At 77.8% G+C, this 22104-nt stretch carries 4 protein-coding genes; all 4 read right to left on the bottom strand.

The window, feature by feature from the left end:
• Positions 1-98: 98 nt before the first annotated feature.
• On the bottom strand, positions 99-3299 hold the full coding sequence (locus tag ACIOGZ_RS10790; protein WP_400985624.1) for an amino acid adenylation domain-containing protein: 3201 nt from the start codon (positions 3297-3299) through the stop codon (positions 99-101).
• Positions 3296-8815 carry an SDR family NAD(P)-dependent oxidoreductase gene (locus ACIOGZ_RS10785; RefSeq protein WP_400985622.1) on the bottom strand — a complete coding sequence of 1840 codons (5520 nt, stop codon included), beginning with the start codon at positions 8813-8815 and terminating at the stop codon, positions 3296-3298. Before ACIOGZ_RS10785 ends, ACIOGZ_RS10790 begins: the two co-directional genes overlap by 4 nt.
• A gap of 100 nt (positions 8816-8915) precedes the next feature.
• The gene (locus tag ACIOGZ_RS10780) at positions 8916-17585 is read right to left on the bottom strand and encodes an amino acid adenylation domain-containing protein (protein ID WP_363585484.1); all 8670 of its coding nucleotides are present in this window, start codon (positions 17583-17585) and stop codon (positions 8916-8918) included.
• Positions 17582-22054 carry an SDR family NAD(P)-dependent oxidoreductase gene (locus tag ACIOGZ_RS10775; protein ID WP_363585485.1) on the bottom strand — a complete coding sequence of 1491 codons (4473 nt, stop codon included), beginning with the start codon at positions 22052-22054 and terminating at the stop codon, positions 17582-17584. The genes ACIOGZ_RS10780 and ACIOGZ_RS10775 overlap by 4 nt, the downstream gene beginning before the upstream one ends.
• Positions 22055-22104: the final 50 nt, after the last annotated feature.

Below are 22104 nucleotides of genomic sequence, written 5' to 3'. Positions count from 1 at the left end.
GGGGCGGTTTTTCCTCGCCGGGGGGGGGGCCCCCCTGGGGGGGGGGGGGGGCGGGGGCGCCCGGGGGGCGGGGCCCGCCCGCGGGCACGCCGGTTGGTTCACTGGTCGGCGTCGGAGCCCGGGGCGTCGGAGCCGGCCGGTGCGTCGGCGTCGGCCGGTGCGTCGGCGTCGGCCAGGGCGGGGCCGATGGCCGCGGTGAGGTCGCGGACCGTGGAGGAGTCGAAGAGCAGCTCGATGTCGAGCGAGCAGCCGAGTTCCGCCTCCAGCCGGGAGACCAGTCGCAGGGCGCGCAGCGAGTCGCCGCCCAGCTCGAAGAAGTCGTCGTCCAAACCGACCTCCGGCAGTGCCAGGACCTCGCGGAACAGCCGGGCCACCAGCGCCTCGTGGTCCGCCGTGCCGCCCGGCCCGCCGCTCGGCGCGGCCTCGTCGGCGAACCCGGCCGGGGTGGGCAGGGCGAGCAGGTCGGTCTTGCCGGCCGGGGTGAGCGGCAGCTCGGCGAGGACGGTGACCGCCTCGGGGACCATGTAGGAGGGCAGCGAGCGCCGCAGCCCGGCCTGGACCCCGGGGGTGTCGAGCGGGGCGCCCCGGTCCGCGGGCACCACCCAGGCGACCAGGCGGCCCTCCCGGACGGCGACCGCGGCGGCCGCCACCTCGGGCAGGGCCAGCAGGACCTGCTCGATCTCGCCGGGCTCGATCCGGTAGCCGCGCAGCTTGAGCTGGCGGTCCATCCGGCCGAGCAGTTCGATCCGCCCGTCGGGCAGGCGGCGGGCGTGGTCGCCGGTGCGGTACATCCGGCCGCCCGTGAACGGGTCGGTGACGAACCGCTCGGCCGTCAGCTCGGGCCGCTGCCAGTAGCCCTGGGCCACGCCGTCGCCGCCGATGCACAGCTCGCCGACGCAGCCGACCGGCAGCAGTTCGCCGTCCACGGTGTCCAGCACGTGCAGCACGGTGTTGGCGATCGGGCGGCCGACGGTGACCCGGGTGGTGTCGGCGGTGATCCGCTCGACGCTGGAGTACACGGTGGTCTCGGTCGGCCCGTACATGTTCCACACCGACTCGCCGCGCTCGGCCAGCGGCGCCGCCAGGTCCGCGGGGAAGGCCTCGCCGCAGCTGTAGAGCCGGGGGCGGCCGGCGCCCTGCCAGTCGGAGTCCAGCAGCGCCCGGTAGCGGGACGGGGTGGCCTGGAGCGCGGTGATGCCGTGCTCGACGCTGTAGCGGTCGAGTTCGCGGCCGCTCAGCCCGAGGGCCTGGCCGCCGACGTGCACCGTCGCGCCGACGGCGAGCGGCACCAGCAGCTCGGCCAGCGAGGTGTCGAAGCCGAGCGTGGTGAGGGCGAGGAAGCGGGTGTCGCCGTCGAGGCCGGGGTGACGGCGGGCCAGGCTGTCCACCAGGTTCGCCAGTGCCCGGTGGCCGACGGCGACGCCCTTGGGGCGGCCGGTGGAGCCGGAGGTGAACATCAGGTAGGCGAGGCCGTCCGGGGCTGCGCCCGGCAGCTCGGCGGCGGCGGGGTCGGCGGCCTCCTGGAGCGTCAGGTCGAGGTCGGCCAGGTCCAGGGAGGCCAGGTCGACGGCGGTGCCGTCCCAGCCGGCCAGCGCGGGCGCGCCGGTCGCGTCGGTGAGCACCACGGCCGGGGCCGCGTCCGCCAGGACGAGGCCGATCCGCTCCACCGGGTGGGCCGGGTCGAGCGGGACGAACGCGGCCCCGGCCCGGGCGACGGCCAGCACCGCGGTCACCAGGTCGGCGCTGCGGCCCAGGCAGACGCCCACCCGGTCGCCGGGGTGCACGCCGCGCGCGGCCAGCTGCCGGGCCAGGGCCTCGGCCCGCCGGTCGAGTTCGCGGTAGCTGTACCGGGTCTGCTGGTCGACCACCGCCGGGTGGTCCGGGCGGCTGCGGACCGCGTCGTCGATCAGCCCGGACAGCAGGGCCGACGGCTCGCCGCGGTCGATCTCGCTGCCGTTCCAGGTGTCGAGCTGGCGGGCGCGGGCCGCCTCGGGGACGGCGAGCAGCTCGCGGACCGGGCGGCCGGGCTGCGCGGCGATGCGGGTCAGCACCGCGACGACGTGGTCGAGCAGCGCGCCGGTCTCCTCCGGGGTGATCCGCCCGGCGTCCACCACCGCCTGGAGCTGCATCTCGGCGGCGGCCCGCACGACCAGGGTGACCGGGTAGTTGGTCCGCGTCTCGTAGCGGACGTCGCTGACCGTGACCGCGCCGTGGGAGAGCACCGCCTCGGTGCGGTCCGGGTAGTTCTCGACCACCACGACGGTGTCGAACAGCGGCACGCCGGGCGCGGTGTCGGCCCAGCGCTGGATGTCGGTCAGCGGGGTGTGCTGGTGGTCCAGCAGCGGGTGGCGGGTCGCGGCGTGGCGGGCCAGCCACTCGTCGCCGGGCAGCTCCCGGTCGATCCGCACCCGCACCGGGACGGTGTTGATGAACATCCCGAGCATCCGGTCCGCCCGGTGCAGGTCGACGGGGCGGCCCGAGACGGTCACGCCGACCACCACGTCGTCGCGGCCGCTGTGGCGCGCGACCGTCCCCGCCCAGGCGGCCTCGACCAGGCTGCTGAGCGTGGTCGCCTTGCCGGCGGCCAGCCGCCGCAGCGCGGTGACGGTCTCGGCGGGCAGCTCGGCCCGCACCGTGCGGAAGTCGCCGGACGGCTTGGCGCCCGGGCGCACGCCGGGCAGGCTCAGCGTCGCCGGCTCGCGGTAGCCCGCCAGGTAGCCGGTCCAGAACGCGCGGTCGCGCTCGGCCTCCTGACGGCCCAGCCAGGCGATGTACTCGCGGAAGGCGGGCGGCGCGGGCGGCTCGGCGGCGTCACCGGACAGTCCGGCGGTGACCTCGGCCAGCAGCAGCGCGGCGGACCAGCCGTCCAGCAGCAGGTGGTGGTACGTCCACACCACCAGGTGCTCGTCGGGCAGGCGCAGCACCAGCAGCCGCATCAGCGGCGGCCGGGCCAGGTCGAAGCGCTCGCGGGCGCGCTGCTCCAGCTCCTCGGCGACGGCGCGCTCCCGGGCCGGCTCGTCCAGCCCGGACAGGTCGCGGAACTCGATCGGCAGGTCCGCCTTGGGCAGCACCACCTGGTGCGGGGTGCGGATCCGCTCGCGGACGAAGGCCGTGCGCAGCACCGGGTGCCGGGCGATCGCCCGCTGCCAGGCTGCTCCCAGTTCCGTCAGGTCCAGTTCGCCGCGCACCCGGAAGGTGGTCAGCTCGACGTACAGGCCGTGCTCGGGGGAGGTGGTGCTGTGGAAGAGCATCCCCTCCTGGGTCGGCGAGAGCGGGTAGATGTCCTCGATGTCGTTCACTTGGTGTCCTCTCCTGACCGGAACAGGGCGAATACCCGGGCCAGGTCGTCTTCGCTGAGGTCCGCGTCCGAGAACGCCTCGCCCGCCCCCTTCGCGGGGGCCGGATCGGGCTCGGTGGGAGCGGTGGGCGGGGCGGGGGTGTCGGACGCCGGGGCGGCGGCGGGCGTGCGGTCCGCGCGCAGCCGGGCGGCGAGCTGTCCGACGGTGGGGTGGGCGAAGAGGTCGCCGGGGGAGACGGTCAGGCCCTGCCGCTGGAGTTCGGCGGTGATCTGGACGATCAGCAGGGAGTCGCCGCCGAGTTCGAAGATGCTGTCCTCGGGGCCGATCCGGGGGACGCCCAGCAACCGGGACCAGACCGCGGCGATCTGCTCCTCCAGCCCCTCGGGGCCGGTCGCCGGTGCGGACGCCAGGGCGGCCTCCGGCGCGGCCTGCGATGCGGTCGGGACGGGCGTGGCCGGCCCGGCCGCGCGGGGGCTGACCAGCACGTGCGGGAGGTGACGGTTGGCCAGGATCCGGTCGAAGGCCAGCAGGCCCTCCCGGGTCGGGATGCCGCCCTGCTCGGGCCCGGCGGCCGCGGCGTGCCCCGCGTCCGGGCCGGGGGCGGCCGGGGCCGGGCGCAGCACGAAGCCCTCGACGAGCACGGCCGGAGCGCCGTCCGGCCCGGCGACGACCACGTCGACGACCAGCGTGTCGCCCGCCCCGGCGTCACCGGAGCGGCGGTCGACCCGCACCACGGCCTCGGGGCCGAGCGGGCCGAGCACCACCAGGCGGCGGTAGGCGACCGGCAGGTGGCTGCCGGTGCGGGCGGTGACGGCGCCGGTGGCGGTGTCCAGCAGCGCGGGGTGCAGCGGGTGCGCGGCCAGGTCGCCGTGGAACGCCTCGGGCAGGCGCAGCCGCAGCATCGCCCCGCCGCGCCCGTCCTCGCGGACCTCGGTGACGCTCTCCCAGCGCGGCCCGGTGCGCAGCCCGCTGGCGCCGCCGGGCCGCTCCCCGGCGGCGGCGGACACCGCGACCTGCGGCACCGGGGCGCAGCGGGCCGCGAGGCCGTCGAGGTCCAGGCGCTCGGGGGAGTCGCCCCCGTACGGCGCGATCCGGCCCTGGGCGTGCGGCCTGGACGGCACGGCGGTGGAGCGCACCTCCCACAGGTGCCCGCCGTCGGGCGCCGGACGCAGCCGCAGGGTGACCTCGGGCGGGGCGTCGGCGGGCATCCGCAGCGGGTGGGTGAAGACCGCGTCCAGCTCGACCGGCCCGTCCCCGACCGCCAACCGGTGCCCGGCGACGGCGAGTTCGAGCAGCGCGGTGCCGGGCAGGACCGGGACGTCGCCGATCCGGTGCTCCTCGGCCGGCCAGGCGCTCTGCCCGGTGCGGCGCAGCCGCAGCTCCACCGTCCCGTCCGGCTCCGCCCGGCGGGCGTCGAACAGGGCGTGGTCGAGCACCTCGCCGCCGTCGAGCCAGTCGCGCCGGCCGGACCGCAGCGCCATGCCGGTCTGCGACCAGCGGTCCCAGCCGATCGACACGGCGGCCCGGGAGCCGGCGGCGAAGCTGTCCAGGAAGGCGTTGGCGCCGGTGTAGTCGGCCTGGCCGACCGCGCCGGTGACCGCCAGCACCGAGGAGCAGAGCACCAGCACCGGCCGGTCCACGGCCGTCAGCCGCTCCAGCAGGACGGTGCCGAGCACCTTGGGGGCGAGCACCCGCGCCATCTCCCCGGCGCTGCGCAGGGCGGTGACGCCACCGCCGGGCACCCCGGCGGCGTGGACCACCCCGGCGATCGGGCCGTACGCGGCCCGGACCCGGTCGAGCGCGGCGCCGAGCGCGGCCTCGTCGGTGACGTCCGCCTGGACGAGGCAGAGCCGGGCGCCGTGCGCGGTCAGCCCGGCGAGGGCCTCGGCCAGCTCCGGCGGGCAGCTCGCGGCGGGCGCCGCGTCCTCGGGGCGCAGGCTCCGCCAGCCGGCGCCGTCGGGGACGGCACGGCGGGTGAGCAGGACGAGCGTCCGGTCGGCGTCCTCGGCGAGGTGGCCGGCCACGGCCAGACCGATCCCGCCCAGGCCGCCGGTGACCAGCCACACGCCGGACGGCGCGGCGGGCTGCGGCCCGGCCGGGTCGGTGAGGACGGGCCGCTCCGGGGCCGGCACCAGGTGCGCCCGGCCGCGGACGGCGGTCAGCGGCGCCGCAGCGTGCCCGGCGCGCAGCTGCGCCACCACGGTCTGCGCCGCCAGGGCCAGTTCCTCGGGTTCCCGGGTCGGGCAGTCCAGGTCGAGGGCCTGGACGGTGACGCCGGGCAGCTCCTGCGGCAGCACCCGCACCGCGCCCAGCCCGGCGGCGGCCTGCGGGGTGCGGGCGGGCTGCCCGTGCACCCCGTGGGCGGCGTCGGTGACCAGCAGCATCCGCAGCGGCCGGCCGGGGAACGCCTCGCCCAGGGCCCGGGCCAGCTGGACCGGGACGGTGAGGGCGCGCAGCGCGCCGTCGGCCGCCTCGCCCGGGGTGGCCGAGCGCAGCGGCGGGGTGTCCAGGGCCCAGCAGGAGAGGACGGCGTCCGGCGCGGTGCCGCGCGCGGCCAGGGCGGCGGCCAGCGCGGGGAAGGCGGCGGGGTCGTCGGCGTCGAGCGTGAACGGGGTGCCGTGCGTGAGCGCGGTGGATGCCCCGGCGCGGACCAGGCTGACCTGGGCACCGGCGGCGGCGAGCTCTCCGGCGACGGCCTCGGCGAGGCCGGACTCGTCGGCGAGCAGGAGCACCGACGGCGGGAGCGGCCCGGTGCCGGACGGCGGCAGGGCCTGCGTCCAGGACACGACGTGCAGCCAGTCGTCCACGCCGCTCGCACCGTCGGAAACCTGCGCGGGCCCGGCGGGGCCCTGGGCGGTGACGGCGGCGGGTTCGGCGGCGGTGGGCTCGAACCAGTGCCGGGTGGGCTCGAACGGGTAGCCCGGCAGCGAGACGTGCCGGCGCCCGGCGCGCTCGCCGAGGGCGGACCAGTCGACCTCGGTGCCCCGCTCCCACAGCCGGGCCAGCGCGGTGAGCCGGGCCGGCGGCTGGTCCGGGGCGGGCGCGGCGCCGCCGAGGGTGGGCAGCGCGGGGCGTCCGGCGCCCAGGGTCCGTACGGCGAAGCCGCTCAGCCCCCGGCCGGGGCCGAGCTCCAGCAGCGGGCCGTCGCCCGGCAGCGCGGCGAGCGCGTCGGCGAAGCGGACGGTGTGCCGCAGCTGGCGCGCCCAGTACTCCGGTGACGCGGCCTCCTCGGCGGTGAGCTCACGCCCGGTCAGGCCGGAGACGAGCGGCACGGCGGGCGCCTGGACCGGGACGGTGGCGACCAGCCGGGCGAACTCCTCCAGCAGCGGTTCGGCGTCCCGGGAGTGGAAGGCGTGCCGCACGGCCAGTTGCCGGGCGGCCACACCGCGCGCGGCCAGCCGCTCGGCGAGCCGCGCGACCGCCTCGGGGGCGCCGGCCACCACGCAGCGGTCGGGCGCGTTGACGGCGGCCAGCTCCGGCCCGGCCGGGTCGTCCAGCAGGGCGCGCAGCTCCGGCTCGGGCAGCGGGACGCTGAGCATCGCGCCGGGCGCCATGGTGCCCATCAGCCGGCCGCGTTCGGCCACCAGCCGGGCGGCGCCGGGCAGGTCGAAGACCCCGGCGGCGCAGGCGGCCGCGAACTCGCCGACGCTGTGCCCGGCGAGTGCGACCGGCCGGACGCCGAGCCCCGTCCACCACGCGGTGAGCGCGTACTCCACCGCGAACAGGGCCGGCTGGGCGGTCTCGGTCCGGTCGAACAGGTCCGGGTGGGCCGGGTCGAGCAGCAGCTCGCGCAGCGGCGCCGTGGTCCACGGCCGCAGGGCGTCCAGGCAGCGGTCGAGCGCGGCGCGGAAGAGCGGCTCGGCGCGGTACGGCTCGGCCGCCATGCCGGGGTGGCCGGCCCCCTGCCCGGGGTAGAGGAAGGCCACCTTCCGACCGGTTCCGACGGCCTGGACGGCCTGGGCGGCGGGGGACGCCTCGCCCGAACGCCCGGTCAGGACGGCGCGCCGCCACGGGTGGTGGCGCCGCCTGGTCTGGAGGGTGAACGCGGCGTCGCCCGCGCCGGGCGCACCGGGGGCGGCCAGCGCCGTGCCGATCCGCTCGGCGGCCCGGTCGAGCGCCCGCTCGCTCCTGGCGGACAGCGGCAGCAGCTCCCACTGCGCGGGCTCGGCGGCGGGCGCGGCGGGCAGCGGCGGCGCGTCCTGGAGGATCAGGTGGGCGTTGGTGCCGCCGATGCCGAAGGAGCTGACGCCCGCGATTCGGGCGCCGTCGCGGCCGGACCACGGCTCGGCCTCGGTCAGCACCCGGAACAGGCCCGGGGCCAGTTCGGGGCTGGGGCTCTCGAAGTGCACGGTCGGCAGCAGCGTGCGGTGCTGGAGTGCGAGCACCGTCTTGATCAGCCCGGCCATCCCGGCGCAGGTGTCCAGGTGGCCGACGTTCGACTTGACCGCGCCGAGCACCCGGCGGGAGTCCGGGGCGTCCGCGAACACCCGCCCCAGCGCGGCGAGTTCGATCCGGTCGCCGAGCGCGGTGCCGGTGCCGTGCGCCTCGATGCAGGAGACCTCGCCGGGCGTGACCCCGGCCACGGACTGGGCCGCCGAGACGACCCGGACCTGTCCGTCCAGGCTCGGCGCGGTGAAGCCGACCTTGCGGTTCCCGTCGTTGTTGACCGCCGAGCCGAGCAGCAGGGCCCGTACGGTGTCGCCGTCGGCGACCGCGTCGGCCAGCCGCTTCAGCACCACCACGCCGACGCCGCTGCCGAAGACCGTGCCGGTCGCGTCGGCGTCGAAGGGGCGGCAGTGCCCGTCGGCGGAGAGGATGCCGCCCTCGGCGTGCAGGTAGCCGAGCCCCTGGCCGATCCCGGCGGAGACGGCGCCGGCCAGCGCCACGTCGCACTCGCCGCTGAGCAGCGCCTCGGCGGCCAGGTGGACCGCGAGCAGGGCGGAGGAGCAGGCGCTCTGCACGCTCAGGCTCGGGCCGGTCAGGCCCAGCCGGTAGGAGGTCTGGGTGGCGAGGTAGTCCTTGTCCCCGGCGGCCAGCCACTGGACGTCGGCCCGGTCGGCCAGGTGGGCCGCGTTGGGCAGCAGGTGGTGCGTCAGGTAGGAGTTGAAGCCGGCCGAGGCGTAGACGCCCACGCCGCCCTCGACGCCGTCGGTCAGCTGCCCGGCGTCCTCCAGCGCGGTGACCGCGCACTGCAGGAACAGCCGGTGCTGGGGGTCCATCAGCTCGGCGTCGCGGGGCGGGATGCCGAAGTACTCGGCGTCGAACTCCGCGAGGCCCTCCAGCACGCCGCCCGCCCCGACGAACCGGGGGTCGGCCAGCCGTTCGGCGGGGACGCCCAGGGCCGCCAGCTCCTCGGGGCTCCGGAAGGTGACGCTCTCGCGGCCCGCGACCAGGTTGGCCCAGAAGGCCCCGGCGTCGGGAGCTCCGGGGAACCGGCAGGCGAGGCCGGTCACGGCGATCGCGTCCGGCAGGTCCGGCGGTGCGGCGGCCGGGCCCCCAGGGGCGTGGGTGGTCATCGGGCTTTCTCCTCATGGGTGGTGATGCGACGCGGCTCGCGGGGGTCCGGCGGCCGACACCCGGCACGGGGTGCGGGGTGTCGGCCGCCGGCCGTCGGGGTCAGCCGGTCGGGCCGGTGCCGGAGCCGCCTCGGCGGGCGGCGCGGCGCCGTTCGTGGTGCTGCCGGCGGTCGCCGCCGGCGGGCTGCGCGGTGTCGGATGCGGCGGTGTCGGGTCCAGCGGTGTCGGGTCCGGCCGTGTCCGAGGCGGGCTCGGGTGCCGATGCAGCCGGTACCGCCTGCGGCGCCGGGGCGCCGGCCGGCCGGTCCAGCAGCTCGGCCAGGTGACGGATGGTCGGCCGGTCGAACATCTCGACCACCGAGAGCTCCTGCCCGAAGTCCTCGGCGATCCGCCGCTGGACCCGGACCAGGTGGATGGAGTTGGCGCCGGCCTCGAAGAAGTTGGTGTCGACGCCGACCTCCGCCCCGTCCATCACCTCCCGCCACAGCTCGGTGAGCCGCTCCATCGCGCCGAGCGCGCTCGGCCCGTGCGCCGCCGCTCGCGCCACCGGTGAAGCCGGGGCCGCCGCGAGGGCGGGGGCGACGGGGACGGCGGAGACGACGGCGGGGGCGGGCACCGCGGCGCCCAGCCGGGCGAGCGCCGCCCGGTCGACCTTGCCGTTGGCGGACAGCGGCAGCGCCTCGACCGCCCGCACCCGCTGCGGAACCATGTAGCCGGGCAGCCGCTCGGCGAGCGCGTCGCGCAGCGCGGCCGTCCAGTCGGTGCCGGAGCCGGGCTCCTCGGCGGACGCGTTCAGCGGTCGGCCGCCGACGAGCGTGTGCAGCACGCGCTGGCCCTCCTCCAGCCGCAGCGCCTCGCGCAGCGGATCCGGGAAGACGTCGCCGATCGGGCAGAGCGCCACCGCGCAGTCGGCGGCGCGGTGGCGCAGCAGCTGCGCCATCGCCCCGGCCTCCAACAGGCAGAAGCGGTCGGCGAGTTCGCCGTACACCGGGGCGATCGCGGCGGTCCGGGAGACCAGGAAGACGGCGAAGCCGGCCTGGTCGAGCAGCGGCCCGTTGGCCTCGCTGTAGAGCGCCCGGTCCAGCGCCCGGGCCGAGCCCGGTGCTCCGTCGAGGGCGACCAGCGCCGGCCCGGCCGGGTCGACGTAGTAGGTGCCGGCCGGCAGGCCCGCCACCCTGCCGGGGGCGACGGCCAGGTAGGTCTGCACCGGGTACAGGCCGCCGGCCGAGCCGTAGGCGTACCGGGGCACGCCGTCCTCGTCCTGGCGGGCGAGCACGGTCAGCAGCGCGTGCAGGTCGGCCAGCCGCACGGGGGCGTCGGCGAACCCGGTGGCGGCGCCGCGCAGGGCGGCGGCCCGGCGCAGGTCCAGGGTGTCGGTCGGCAGGGCGAAGGGCAGGACCTCACGGCCCGCCAGGTCGGCGCGGCGGCCGGGCTGGCGCAGGCGCGCCTCCAGCCGGCGGACCCGCTCGGCGTCCAGGGCCGGGGCCGCCGCGGGAGCGGGGGCGGCGGGCTGCGGCCGGGCGGCCTCGCGGACCACGAAGGCCGCGAGCCGGGCGCCGAGCCCGTTGCCCTCGACCAGCGCCGCCGCCTCCCGGACGCCGTCCATCCGGACCAGCGCCGATTCGATCTCGCCCAGCTCGATGCGCATGCCGCGCACCTTGACCTGGCAGTCCTCCCGGCCGAGGAACTCCAGCTCGCCGTCGGGCAGCAGCCTGGCCAGGTCGCCGGTGCGGTACAGGCGCTCCCCGGTGACCGGGTGGGTCGGGAACGCCCGGGCGGTGAGCTCGGGGGCGTTGCGGTACCCGACGGCCAGGCCCACGCCGGTGATGAACAGGGCGCCGGCGACGCCGACCGGGCGCGGCCGGAAGGCCTCGTCCAGGACGACCATGCCCTGGTTCCGCATCGGCCGCCCGTACGGGATGCTCGGGCGGCCCGGCTCGACCGCGCCGATCGGGTGCAGCACGGACCAGATCGACGCCTCGGTGGCGCCGCCCAGGCTGATCACCTCGGCCTTGGGCGACAGCGCGCGGACGTGGTCGGGCATGCCGACGGGGATCCAGTCGCCGCTGAGCATGACCAGGCGCAGCGACTCCAGGTCGGCGGCCGGGTTGCCGCCGGCGTACGCGAGCAGCATCTCCATCAGCGCGGGGACGGAGTTCCAGACGGTGACGCCGTGCTCGGCGACCAGCCGGGACCAGCGCGCGGGGTCGCGCTCCTCCCCGGGCCCGACCAGCACCAGCGCGGCGCCGGCGGCGAGGGTGCCGAACAGGTCGTAGACCGAGAGGTCGAAGCCGAGCGAGGAGAGGCCGAGGACGCGGTCGGCGGGGCCGACCCGGAACCGGTCGTTGACGTCCACCACGGTGTTGAGCGCGCCGCGGTGGTCGATCATCACGCCCTTGGGGTCACCGGTGGAGCCCGAGGTGTAGATGACGTACGCGAGGTCCGCCGGGGTGGTGGGCGCCGGGGCCGGCTCGGCGTCGGCCGGGGCGGCCAGCGCCTGTTCGAAGCCCAGCAGGGTGACCCCGGCCGGCACCGCGCCGGCCGCGTCCCAGGACTCCCGGGCGAGCAGCGCGGTGGCGCCGGCGTGTTCGAGCGAGCGGGCGACGCGGGCGGCCGGCAGTCCGGCGTCCAGCGGCAGGTAGGCGCCGCCGGCCCGGATCACGCCGATCGCGGCCGCGACCTGCTCCCAGCCCCGGTCGGCGCGCACGCCGACCAGGTCGCCGGGGCCGACGCCGGCCCCGCGCAGCGCGTGGGCCACGGCGGCGGAGGCGCGCTCCAGCTCGCCGTAGGTCACGGTGCCGGTGGCGGAGACCACGGCGGTCCGCTCGGGGGCGGTGCGCGCCTGGGCGAGGAACGGCTCGTGCAGCAGACCGTCGGGCCGCGGGCCGTCCGTGGCGTTGAGCGCGCGGTAGGCCTCGGCGTGGGCGGCGGGCAGGGCGGCCAGGTACGGGTCCGTCCAGGCGTCGGGCCGCTCGGCGAGGGCGGTGAGCAGGCCGGTGTAGGCCTCGAACATCGCGTCGAGCAGGTCCTCGGGGAAGAGCTCCTCGACGGCGTCCCAGGTCAGCCGCAGCCGGCCCTCGTCCTCGGAGATCTGGTGGTCCAGCCAGACCTGGGGGGTCTGGGTGATGGTGTGGGCGACCTTGGCGCCGAGCTCCCGCAGCACCCGGCTGCCGCCGACCTCGCCGGCGCCGAGCTCGCTGGTGAAGACGACCGGCATGGCGGCGTCGGCCACCCCGCGTCGGCGGGCCAGGTCGCCGCCGACCCGCACGCCGCTGACCAGCTGGTGGTCCAGGTCCTCCCAGAGCCGGTCCTGGAGCCGGCGGGCCCGCTCGGCGAAGGAGCCGGCGGTCGCGCCGTCCACCTCGAAGAGGCTGAGCGCGGTGAAGTCGCCGACCATGGCGGCCAGGTCGGGGTGGTCGCCGACGCGGTTGAACAGCGTCAGGTTGAGGGTGAAGCGGTCGGCCGCCGCCCAGGTGCCGAGCACGGTGGCGTAGGCGGCCAGGGCGAGCGCCGAGGGCGTGACCCGGCCGGCGGCGGCCCGGCTCTTCAGCCGCTCCCACAGCTCGGCGGGCAGGTGCGCCTCGCGGCGGTGGAACCTGGTCTGCGTCAGCTCCTCGGGACGCCGCGCCAGCGGCAGCGCGGGGGCGGGCGGCAGGGTCTCCAGGCGGCCGTGCCAGTAGTCGAGGTCGCGCTGCAGCGCGGGGCCCTCGCGGCGGGTCCGCTCGGCCAGCACGTAGTCGCGGAACGAGAGCTCCATCGGGCGCGGGTCGAGCGAGCCCTGGTAGATCGCCAGCAGCTCGCGCAGCAGGATCTGCACGCTGCCGCCGTCGGCGATCAGGGTGTCGATGCTCAGGTGCAGCCGGGCGTCGGTGCCCTCGGTCCGGCTGGCGTGCAGCTCGAACAGCGGCCAGGTGTCGGCGGGCAGCACCTGGTGCGACATCCGGGCGCGGGTCCCGGCGAGGGCGGCGGCCCGCTCGGGCTCCGGCAGCCCGCGCAGGTCCTCGACGGCCAGCTGGTACGCGGGCACCTCGGGCAGGATGCGCTGGGTGCCGTCCTCGGCGAAGACCAGGCGCAGCGCGTCGTGCCGCCGCACCAGGGCCTGCCAGGCGTCCTGGAGGCGCAGCGGGTCGACGTCGGCGACGTCCACTTCGAGGTAGAGGTGGCAGGCGACGTCGCCGCCGACGGCGCCGCTGCGGCCGATCCAGTACGCGCGCTGCACGTCCGTCAGCGGGAAGGGCTCGTGGCGGTGGGCCGGGTCGGGCAGCAGCTCGACCGGTTGGGCGGGCGCCGCGGTGGCCCCGTCGGCGCCCAGCGCGTCCACGGCCCGGGCGAGGGCGGCGACGGTCGGCGAGTCGAACAGGGTGCGCAGCGGCAGCTGGACGTCCAGGTCGCGGCGGATCCCGGCGACCATGCGGGCGGCCAGCAGGGAGTGGCCGCCGAGCTCGAAGAAGTCCTCCTCGGTGCCGACCTCGTCGAGCGTCAGGGCCTCGCGCCAGATCGCGGCGATCCGCTCCTCGGTCGGCGTGGCGGGCGCGGTGCGGTCGCGGCCGGCGGCGGGGACGGTCTCGGGGGCGGGCAGCGCCGCGCGGTCGACCTTGCCGTTGCCGGTGAGCGGCAGCGCGTCGAGCGGGATGAACCGGGACGGGATCAGGAAGCCCGGCAGCTGCCCGGCCAGGGCGGCCCGCAGCTCGGCCGGGGCGGGCGGCGCGGCCGGGTCCTCGGGCACCAGGTAGGCGGCCAGCGCGGCCCGGGCGGTGCCCAGGCCGTAGGCGGTGACCACGCACTGGCGGATGCCGGGCAGCGCGGTGAGCGCGGCCTCGACCTCGCCGGTCTCGATCCGGAAGCCGCGGATCTTGACCTGGTGGTCGTTGCGCGAGAGGTACTGGAGGCGGCCGTCGGGCAGGGTGCGGACGAGGTCGCCGGTGCGGTACAGCCGGGCGGCGGGGTCGGCCGAGCCCGGGCCGGCCGACTCGGAGCCGGCCGACCCGGGGCTTGCCGAGGCGGGGTCGGTCGCCTCGGGGTCGGCGACGAAGCGTTCGTCGGTGAGCCGGGGCAGCCCGAGGTAGCCGGCCGTCACCCCGGCGCCGCCGATCAGGAGTTCGCCCGGCACGCCGACGGGCACCCGCCGCCCGTACGGGTCGAGGACGCGCACGGTGGTGCCGGCGATCGGGCCGCCGATGGTGACCAGGCCCTCGGCCGGGTCGACCACGGCGGTGGTGGACCAGACGGTCGTCTCGGTCGGCCCGTACATGTTGCGGATCGGGCCGCCGAGGTGCTCGGCCAGCCGGCGCACCAGCTCGGCGTCGAGGGCCTCGCCGCCGAGCAGCAGCTGCCGCAGGCCGCGCAGGGCCTGCGGGTCGGCCTCGTCGAGCAGGGTGCGGGCCCGCGAGGGGGTGCACTGCAGGTGGGTGACGCCGTGGGCGCGCACCAGCGCCGTCAGCTCGGTGTCGGCCGCGACCGCGAGGGCGGCCGGTGCGGCGGCCGCGGTGCGGCGCAGCTCGGCCAGCCGGGGCAGGGCGGCCAGCGCGACGTCGGTGTCGACGCCGAAGTCGACCAGGCAGCCGATCTCGTCCACGCCGGCCGCGGCCAGCCGGTGCACCAGCGGCAGGCACTCCTCGGCGGTGCCGATCAGCGAGCCGTGGCCCAGGTAGCGGGCGCAGGCGTGGTCGAGCAGGGCCTCCTGGTCCTCCGCGGTGAAGTCGTTGCTGCGCACGTCCATGCCGAGGCCGCGGGCCAGGTTCTCGATCAGGCCGACCGAGCTGCGCAGGTAGTCGCGGAACGGCTGCCAGGCGTGCGCCCGGACGTCGGCGGCGTCCGCGCCGACGTAGCTGTGCAGCATCAGGGTCACGTGCGGCTCGCCCGGGTGGCCGGCCTCGTGCCAGGCCTCCCGGTAGAGGGCGATCTTCTCGCCGAGTTCCTCGACGCTCTGGCCCAGCAGGTGGGTCAGCAGCCGGGCGCCGACCCGGCCGGCCGTCCGGCAGGTCTCGGGGTTGCCCGAGGAGGTGAGCCAGTACGGCAGCTCGGCCTGGACGGGGCGGGGCAGCACCTGGACGTCGACGGTGCGGCCGCCGGGCCCCTCGAAGGGGAGCCGCTCGCCGCGCCACAGCCGGCGCACCTGCTCGATCCCGCTGACGGTGAGCGCCTGGCGGTCCTGGTAGGCGTCCTTGGCGAGGACGAAGTCGTCCGCGTGCCAGCCCGAGGCGAAGGAGAGCCCGACCCGCCCGCCGGACAGGTTGTCGACGACCGACCACTCCTCGGCGACCCGGACGGGGTGGTGCAGCGGCAGCACCACGCTGCCGGCCCGGATCCCGATCCGCTGGGTGGCCTGGGCGATCGCGGCGGCCAGCACCGAGGGGGCCGGGAACGGCCCGCCGAAGGCGTGGAAGTGCCGCTCGGGCAGCCAGACGGCGGAGAAGCCGTTGGTGTCGGCGAAGCGGGCGCCGTCCAGCAGCAGCCGGTACTGGTCGGGGCCGGGCTCGGCGCCGGCGGTGTCGCTGGCGAAGTAGAAGAGGCTGAACTCGGGGACGGCCGGGGCGTCCTGCGAGGCCGGTGCGGCCGGGGTGGGGGCCGCCGTGCCGGGGTCGGGGTTGACCACGACGCGGTGGCCCCGGCTGAGCGTCCAGAGCAGTTCCAGGACGGAGATGTCGAAGGAGACGCTGGTGACGGCCAGCCAGGTGGCGGGCTCCCCGTCGTCCGCCAGCACGCGGTCCATCGCCGCCAGGAAGGCGGTGAGGTTGCGGCGCAGCACGACGACGCCCTTGGGGCGGCCGGTCGAGCCGGAGGTGTGGATGACGTACGCGGGGGAGTCCGGATCCACGGGTGCGGCTGTGGGCGCGGGTCCGGCGGACTCGGCCGGGGCGTCGAGGTCGAGCAGCGGGGCGCCGGCGGGCGCGGCGTCCCGGGTCGCGGCGTGCACCACGACCACGGCGGGCTCGGCGTCCTCGACCACGTGGCGCAGCCGGGCCGCCGGGTAGTCCGGGTCGAGCGGCAGGTAGGCGGCGCCGGCCCGGAGCACGGCGAGCATGGCGGCGGGCAGGTCGGTGCCGCGGCGCAGGCACAGGCCGACCCGGTCGCCGGGGCGCACCCCGGCGGCCTGGAGGCGGGCGAGCAACTCGTCGACCCGGGCGTCCAGTCGGGCGAAGGTGAGGGCCAGCTCCGGGCGGCCGCCGGGCAGCACGGCCTCGGCGTCCGGGCGGGTGCGCACGGCCTCGGCGAAGGCCGTCACGACGTCCGGCGCGTCCGCGGGCAGCGCCGGGCCGTCGCCGGCCGAGGCCAGCAGGGCCTGCTCGACGGGGGTGAGCGCGAGCAGTTCGGAGAGCCGCAGTCCGGGGTCGGCGGCGCCGCGGGCCAGCACCCGCTGAAGCGCCTCGGTCAGCGTGCGCACGGTGTCGTCGTCGAACAGGTCGCCGCTGAACTCGCAGACGCCTGCCGTGAGTTCGCCGTCACGGGCGAGTTCCAGGCTCAGGTCGGTGCGACACAGGCCGTTGTCCAGCTCGACCAGCTCGACCGTGACGCCGGGCAGGGCGATGTCGGGGGCGGGGACGTTGCGGTAGCCGAACTGCACCTGGTAGAGCGGGGCGTGGCTGAGGTCGCGGTCCGGGCGCAGCTCGCGGACCAGGCGCTCGAAGGGCACCTGGGCGTGGGCCAGCGCGCCGAGCGAGGTCTCCCGCACCCGGCCGAGCAGTTCGCCGAAGGTCGGGTCGCCGGAGAGGTCCGAGCGCAGCACCAGGCTGTTGACGAACATGCCGACGAGCCCGGCGAGTTCGGGCCGGTCGCGGCCCGCGGTGGGCACGCCGACCACGACGTCCTGCTGGCCGGAGTGGCGCATCAGGACGGCTTGCCAGGCGGCCAGCGTGACCATGAACGGGGTGGCCCGGGCCGCCCGGGCCGCGCCCTCCACGGCCTCGGTGGTGGCGGCGTCCAGGGTGAAGTGCACCCGGCCGCCCCGGTGGCCGGGCACGGCCGGCCGGGGCCGGTCGGTGGTCAGCTCCAGGACGTGCGGGGCGCCCTCCAGCCGCTCGCGCCAGTAGCCGAGCGGCTCGGCCAGCGCGGTGTCGGTGAGTTCGCGGCGCTGCCACTGCGCCCAGTCGGCGTACTGCACGGCGAGCGGCTCGGGGGCCGGGCCGCCCTCGCGGAAGGCCCGGTAGCGGGCGCAGAGCTCCTCCACGAGCACCGCGCGGGACCAGGCGTCGCCGACCAGGTGGTGGTTGACCACGACCAGCAGGGCGCGCTCGGGCGCGGAGCGGATCAGCAGGGCGCGCAGCAGCGGGCCGTGCTCCAGGTCGAACGGCAGGGCCGCCTCTCGCTCGGCCAGCGCGCGCTCCTCGGCCTCGCTCCAGCCGGCCTCGCCGCCGGCCGGCTCGACCACCCGCAGCACCGGGGCGGTGCGCTCCAGCACCCGCTGCACCGGGCCGTCCTGGCCGGCGGCGATGACGGTGCGCAGCGCCTCGTGCCGCTCCACCAGGCCGTCCAGCGCGGCCTCCAGCGCGGCGACGTCCAGCGGGCCGCTCAGGCGCAGGCCCACGTACTCGTTGAACACCCCGAGCCCGGGGGTGAGCTGCTCCAGGAACCAGAGCCGCTCCTGGCCGAAGGACAGCGGCGCCGGCAGCGCCGGGTCGCGCGGCGGCACGGCGGGGGCGGTGGCGGCGGGGCCGGCCGTGGCGGCCGGGGTGGTGCCTGCGCGGCCCCGGGCGCGCGCCTCGAAGGCGGCGCGCTGCTCGGGGGTGAGCCGGGCGAGGCGGTCCTCGCGGCGGCCTGCGGGGTTGGTCACTGGTTCTCCAGGTCGGCGAGGATGCGGTCTTCGATCTCGGTGGCGAGGTCGGCGACGCGGCCGCCCTCGAAGAAGACCCGGGCGGGGACGTCGACCTCGAACTCGGCCCGCAGCCGGGCCGCGATCTGGGCGGCCAGCAGCGAGTGCCCGCCGAGCTCCAGGAAGTCGTCGTCCACCCCGACCCGGTCGAGGCCGAGCAGTTCGGCGTAGATCTCGGCCAGGCGCTCCTCGGTCGGGGTGGCCGGGGCGGTGTACGGCGTGGCGAGCTCGGGGCGGGGCAGGGCCGCCGTCCGGGGGGCCTCGGCGGCCGGGGCGGCGGAGGTGCGCAGCGTGCCGTCCGCGATCGCGGCGCCGGCCCGGGCCACCACGGCCCGTCCGGGCGGGCCCTCCAGCAGGGCGGCGAAGGCGCGGGCGCCCTGCTCGGGGGTGAGCGCGCCGGCCAGCATGTCGGCCTGGAAGGCCCGCAGGGCCTCGGGGACCTCGGCCCGGCTGGCCATGCCGACGCCGGCCCACATGTCCCAGTCGACGGCCACCGCGTGGCGCTCGCCGCGCGCGGCCTCGGCCTCCGCGACGGCGGCGAGGTAGGCGTTGGCGGCCGCGTAGTCGGCCTGGCCGTAGGTCGGGATCAGGGTGGCGAGCGAGGAGCAGAGCACCAGCACCTCGGCCTCCCCGGGCCGCAGCGCGGCGAGCAGGTGGCGCAGGCCGGCGGTCTTCGGGGCGAGGACCGTGCGCATGCTGTCGTCGGAGCGCAGCTCGATGGAGCCGCCGCCGGGCACGCCGGCCGCGTGGACGACGCCGTCGATCCGGCCGAAGGCCGAACGGGCCTGTTCCAGCGCCCGGTCCAGCGATTCGGCGTCGGTGACGTCGGCCTGGACGGCCAGCACCTCGGCGCCGCTCTCGCGCACTGTGGCGAGCACGGCCTCGTCGGCGGCGCCGCGGCCGAGCAGGACGAGCCGGGCGGCGCCGGCCCGGGCCAGGGCCCGGGCGAGGGTCAGGCCGATCCCGCCGAGGCCGCCGGTGAGCAGCCAGGTGCTGCCGGCCCGCACCCGGGCCGGGGCGGTCGGGACGGGGCGCTCGGCGGGCTCGACCGTGCGGGTGAGCAGGGCGCCCTCGCGCAGGGCGAGCAGCCGGGCCGGGCCGGTGAGCACGGCGCGCACCACCGCGTCGGCGGCGGCCTCGTCGAGCGCGGCGCCGACGGCGAGGTCGACCTGGGTGCAGCGCAGGTTGCGGTACTCCTCGCCGAGCACCTGGACCGGGCCGCTGAGCAGGGCCGCGGCGGGCCGGGGCTGCTCGCCGGGGGCGGCCGGGAAGGCCCCGGCGGTCACGACGCCGAGCCGGACCTCGTTCAGCACGCTCTCGGCGGACATCGCCCGGGCGAGGTGGACCAGGCCGAAGTAGCCGGCGGTCTCGTCCGGCGTCTCGTCCAGGCCCCAGGCGTACAGGACGGCGGTGGGCGTGCGGACCAGGCCGCGCAGGTCGGCCAGCAGCTTCGCGTACTGGGCCGGGTCGGAGGGGTCGAGCTCGTAGACGCCGCGGCGCACCCGGCGGTAGGCCGGGCCGGGCTGGACGGTGGTGACGATCTGGCCGCGCGCGGTCAGCAGCTCGACCAGGGGCTGGGCGGCGGCGGCCCGGTCCAGCAGGACCAGCCAGGTCTGGCGGCGGCCGGCCAGCGGGTCGTCCCCGGCGCTCTCGCCGAGCGGGCGCCAGTCGACGGTCGCGTGGACGGCGTCGAGGTCCGCGGCGGGCAGCGCGGTGGCGGGCGCCCGGCCGGGGACGGCGGGCTCGATCCAGTGCGGGAGCCGCTCGAACGGGTAGCCGGGCAGGTCGGCGGGGCGGGCGTCGGCGTCGACGGGCTCCCAGTCCACGGCGGCGCCGTGCGCCCACAGGCTGCCGAGCGCGAGGACGGCGCTGCCGGGCTCGTCCTCGGCGCCGCGCCGCCCGCGGGTGGGCAGCGGCGGCAGGGCGAGCCGCGGCCCGGCGGTGCCCTCAGCGGCCGCGCGGGCCAGGTCGGTCAGCACGCTGCCGGGGCCGGTCTCCACCAGCACCATCCGCTCGTCGAGCGCCGCCAGGCGGGTGAGCCCGTCGTGGAAGCGCACCGGGGCGAGCATCTGGCGCACCCAGTAACCGGGGTCGGTGGCCTGCTCCGGGGTGATCCAGTCACCGGTGAGGTTGGACAGGAACGGCACGGTGGGCTCGTGCAGCGTGACCTTGGCGAGCTCGGCCGCGAACTGCTCGGCGGCGGGCGCGCACAGGGCGCTGTGGAACGCCCGCTCCACCGGCAGGCGCAGGGCGCGCAGGCCCCGCTCGCCCAGCTCGGCGGCGGCCCGCTCGACGGCCTCGGCGCTGCCGGACAGCACCGAGGCGCCCGGTCCGTTGACGGCGGCGAGGTCCAGGCCGTGCGCGGCGGCGAGGTCGGCCGCGGCCGCCTCGTCCAGCGGGACGGCCAGCATCGCGCCGGGCGCGGTCTGCTCCATCAGCCGGCCGCGGGCGGCGACCAGGGCGAGCGCCTCGGGCAGGTCGAGGACGCCGGAGAGCAGCGCCGCGGTGTACTCGCCGAGGCTGTGGCCCAGCAGCGCCGCCGGGCGCACGCCCCAGTGCCGCCACAGCGCGGCCGTGGCGTGGCCGACCGCCAGCACGGCGGGCTGGGTGACGGAGCTGCGGCGCAGCAGGTCGGCGTCGCCGCCGCGCAGCAGCTCGACCAGGTCGAGGCCCAGGTGCGGGCGCAGCAGGTCGGCGGCCTCGTCCAGGGCGGCCCGGAAGACCGGGTGCGCCCGGTGCAGGCCCAGGGCCATGCCCGGGTACTGCGCGCCCTGGCCGGGCAGCAGGAAGGCGACGGGGGCGGCGCCCTGCCCGGCGCGGGCCCGGACCGACTCCCGGCGGCCGGCGCCGCGCAGCGCGGCCACGGCGGCGGCGGTGTCGTCCGCGACCACGACGCGGCGCTGGACCAGCTGGCGGCGGCCGGTGCGCAGGGTGCGGGCGACGTCGGCCAGCGGGCGGTCCGGGTGGGCGGCGAGGTCGTCGGCGAGCCGCTCGGCGGCGGCGTCCAGCGCGGCGGCGGTGCGGGCCGACAGCGGCAGGGCGACGGGGACGGCGCCCGGTGCGGCGGCCTCGCGCGGGGCCGGCTCGGGGGCCTGCTCCAGGATCACGTGCGCGTTGGTGCCGCCGATGCCGAAGGCGCTGACGGCGGCCCGGCGCGGGCCGTCGGCGACCGGCCAGTCGGTGAGGCCGGCCGGGACGAAGAACGGGCTGTCGGCGAGGCCGAGTTCGGGGTTGACGGCTTCGGCGTGCAGGCTCGCCGGGATCCGGCCGCCGCGCACCGTCAGGATGGCCTTGATCAGGCCGGTGACGCCGGCGGCGGTGTCCAGGTGGCCGAGGTTGGACTTGACCGAGCCCAGGCCGCACCAGCCGGTGGCGGACCTGTCGTCGGCGTCCTGCTCGGCGCGGAAGGCGGCGGTGAGCGCCTCGACCTCGATCGGGTCGCCGATCGGGGTGCCGGTGCCGTGCGCCTCGACGTAGCCGATGCTGTCCGGGGCGACGCCCGCGACGGACAGCGCCTCGCGGATCACGGCGGTCTGGCCGGCGACCCCCGGGGCGGTGTAACCCGCCTTGTTCGCGCCGTCGTTGTTGACGGCCGAGCCGAGGATGACGGCGTGCACCCGGTCGCCGTCGGCGAGCGCGTCGGCGAGGCGCTTGAGCACCACGACGCCCGCGCCGTTGCCGAAGACCGTGCCGGCCGCCTCGGCGCCGAAGGGCCGGCAGTGCCCGTCCGGGGACTCGATGCCGCCGGGCACCGGCAGGTAGCCGGAGCGGTGCGGCACGGTGACGGTGACGCCGCCGGCGAGCGCGAGGTCGCACTCCTCGGACAGCAGGCTCTGCACCGCGAGGTGCACCGCGACCAGCGAGGTCGAGCAGGCGGTCTGCACGCTGACCGCCGGGCCGCGCAGGTTGAGCTTGTACGCGGCGCGGGGGGCCAGCTGGTCGGGCTGGTTGCCCTGGAAGAGCATCGGCACGCCGAGGGAGTCCCGCAGGTCGGTGCGCGGCAGCAGGTTGTGGATCAGGTAGGTGCTCAGCAGCGACCCGGCGTAGACCGCGATCGGCCCGCGCGCCCGGTCGGGGTCGCAGCCGGCGTCCTCCAGCGCCTCCCAGGCGCATTCGAGGAAGATCCGCTGCTGCGGGTCGATGACCGAGGCCTCCAGCGCGTTGTAGCCGAACAGCTGGGAGTCGAAGCCGGCGACATCCGCCAGCACGCCCTTGGCGGCCACGTACCCGGGCTTGCCGGCCTCGCCGTCCGGCACCCCGGCGGCCCGCAGCTCCTCGGGGCCGAACCGGCTGATCGCCTCGGTGCCGGAGGCCAGCAGCTCCCACAGCGCGTCGACGGAATCGGCTCCGGGGAAGCGGCCCGAGAGGCCGACGACGGCGACCCGGCCGTCGGTCTCGGCCTCGTCGGGAATGACCGGCTGTGCGTTCAAGGTGTTCTCCGTGGGTGAGGTGGGCTCCGCGCGCGGCGGGGCGGGCAGGA

It is taken from the genome of Kitasatospora sp. NPDC088160 (assembly GCF_044741445.1).
Taxonomy (GTDB): domain Bacteria; phylum Actinomycetota; class Actinomycetes; order Streptomycetales; family Streptomycetaceae; genus Kitasatospora.
The sequence above is the reverse complement of the archived record's forward strand: the minus strand, read 5'-3'. Positions and strand labels throughout refer to the sequence as shown.

Coding starts and splice junctions, on each gene's coding strand:
- ACIOGZ_RS10785 (WP_400985622.1), bottom strand. CDS start 8,815: ATGACCACCCACGCCCCTGGGGGCCCGGCCGCCGCACCGCCGGACCTG.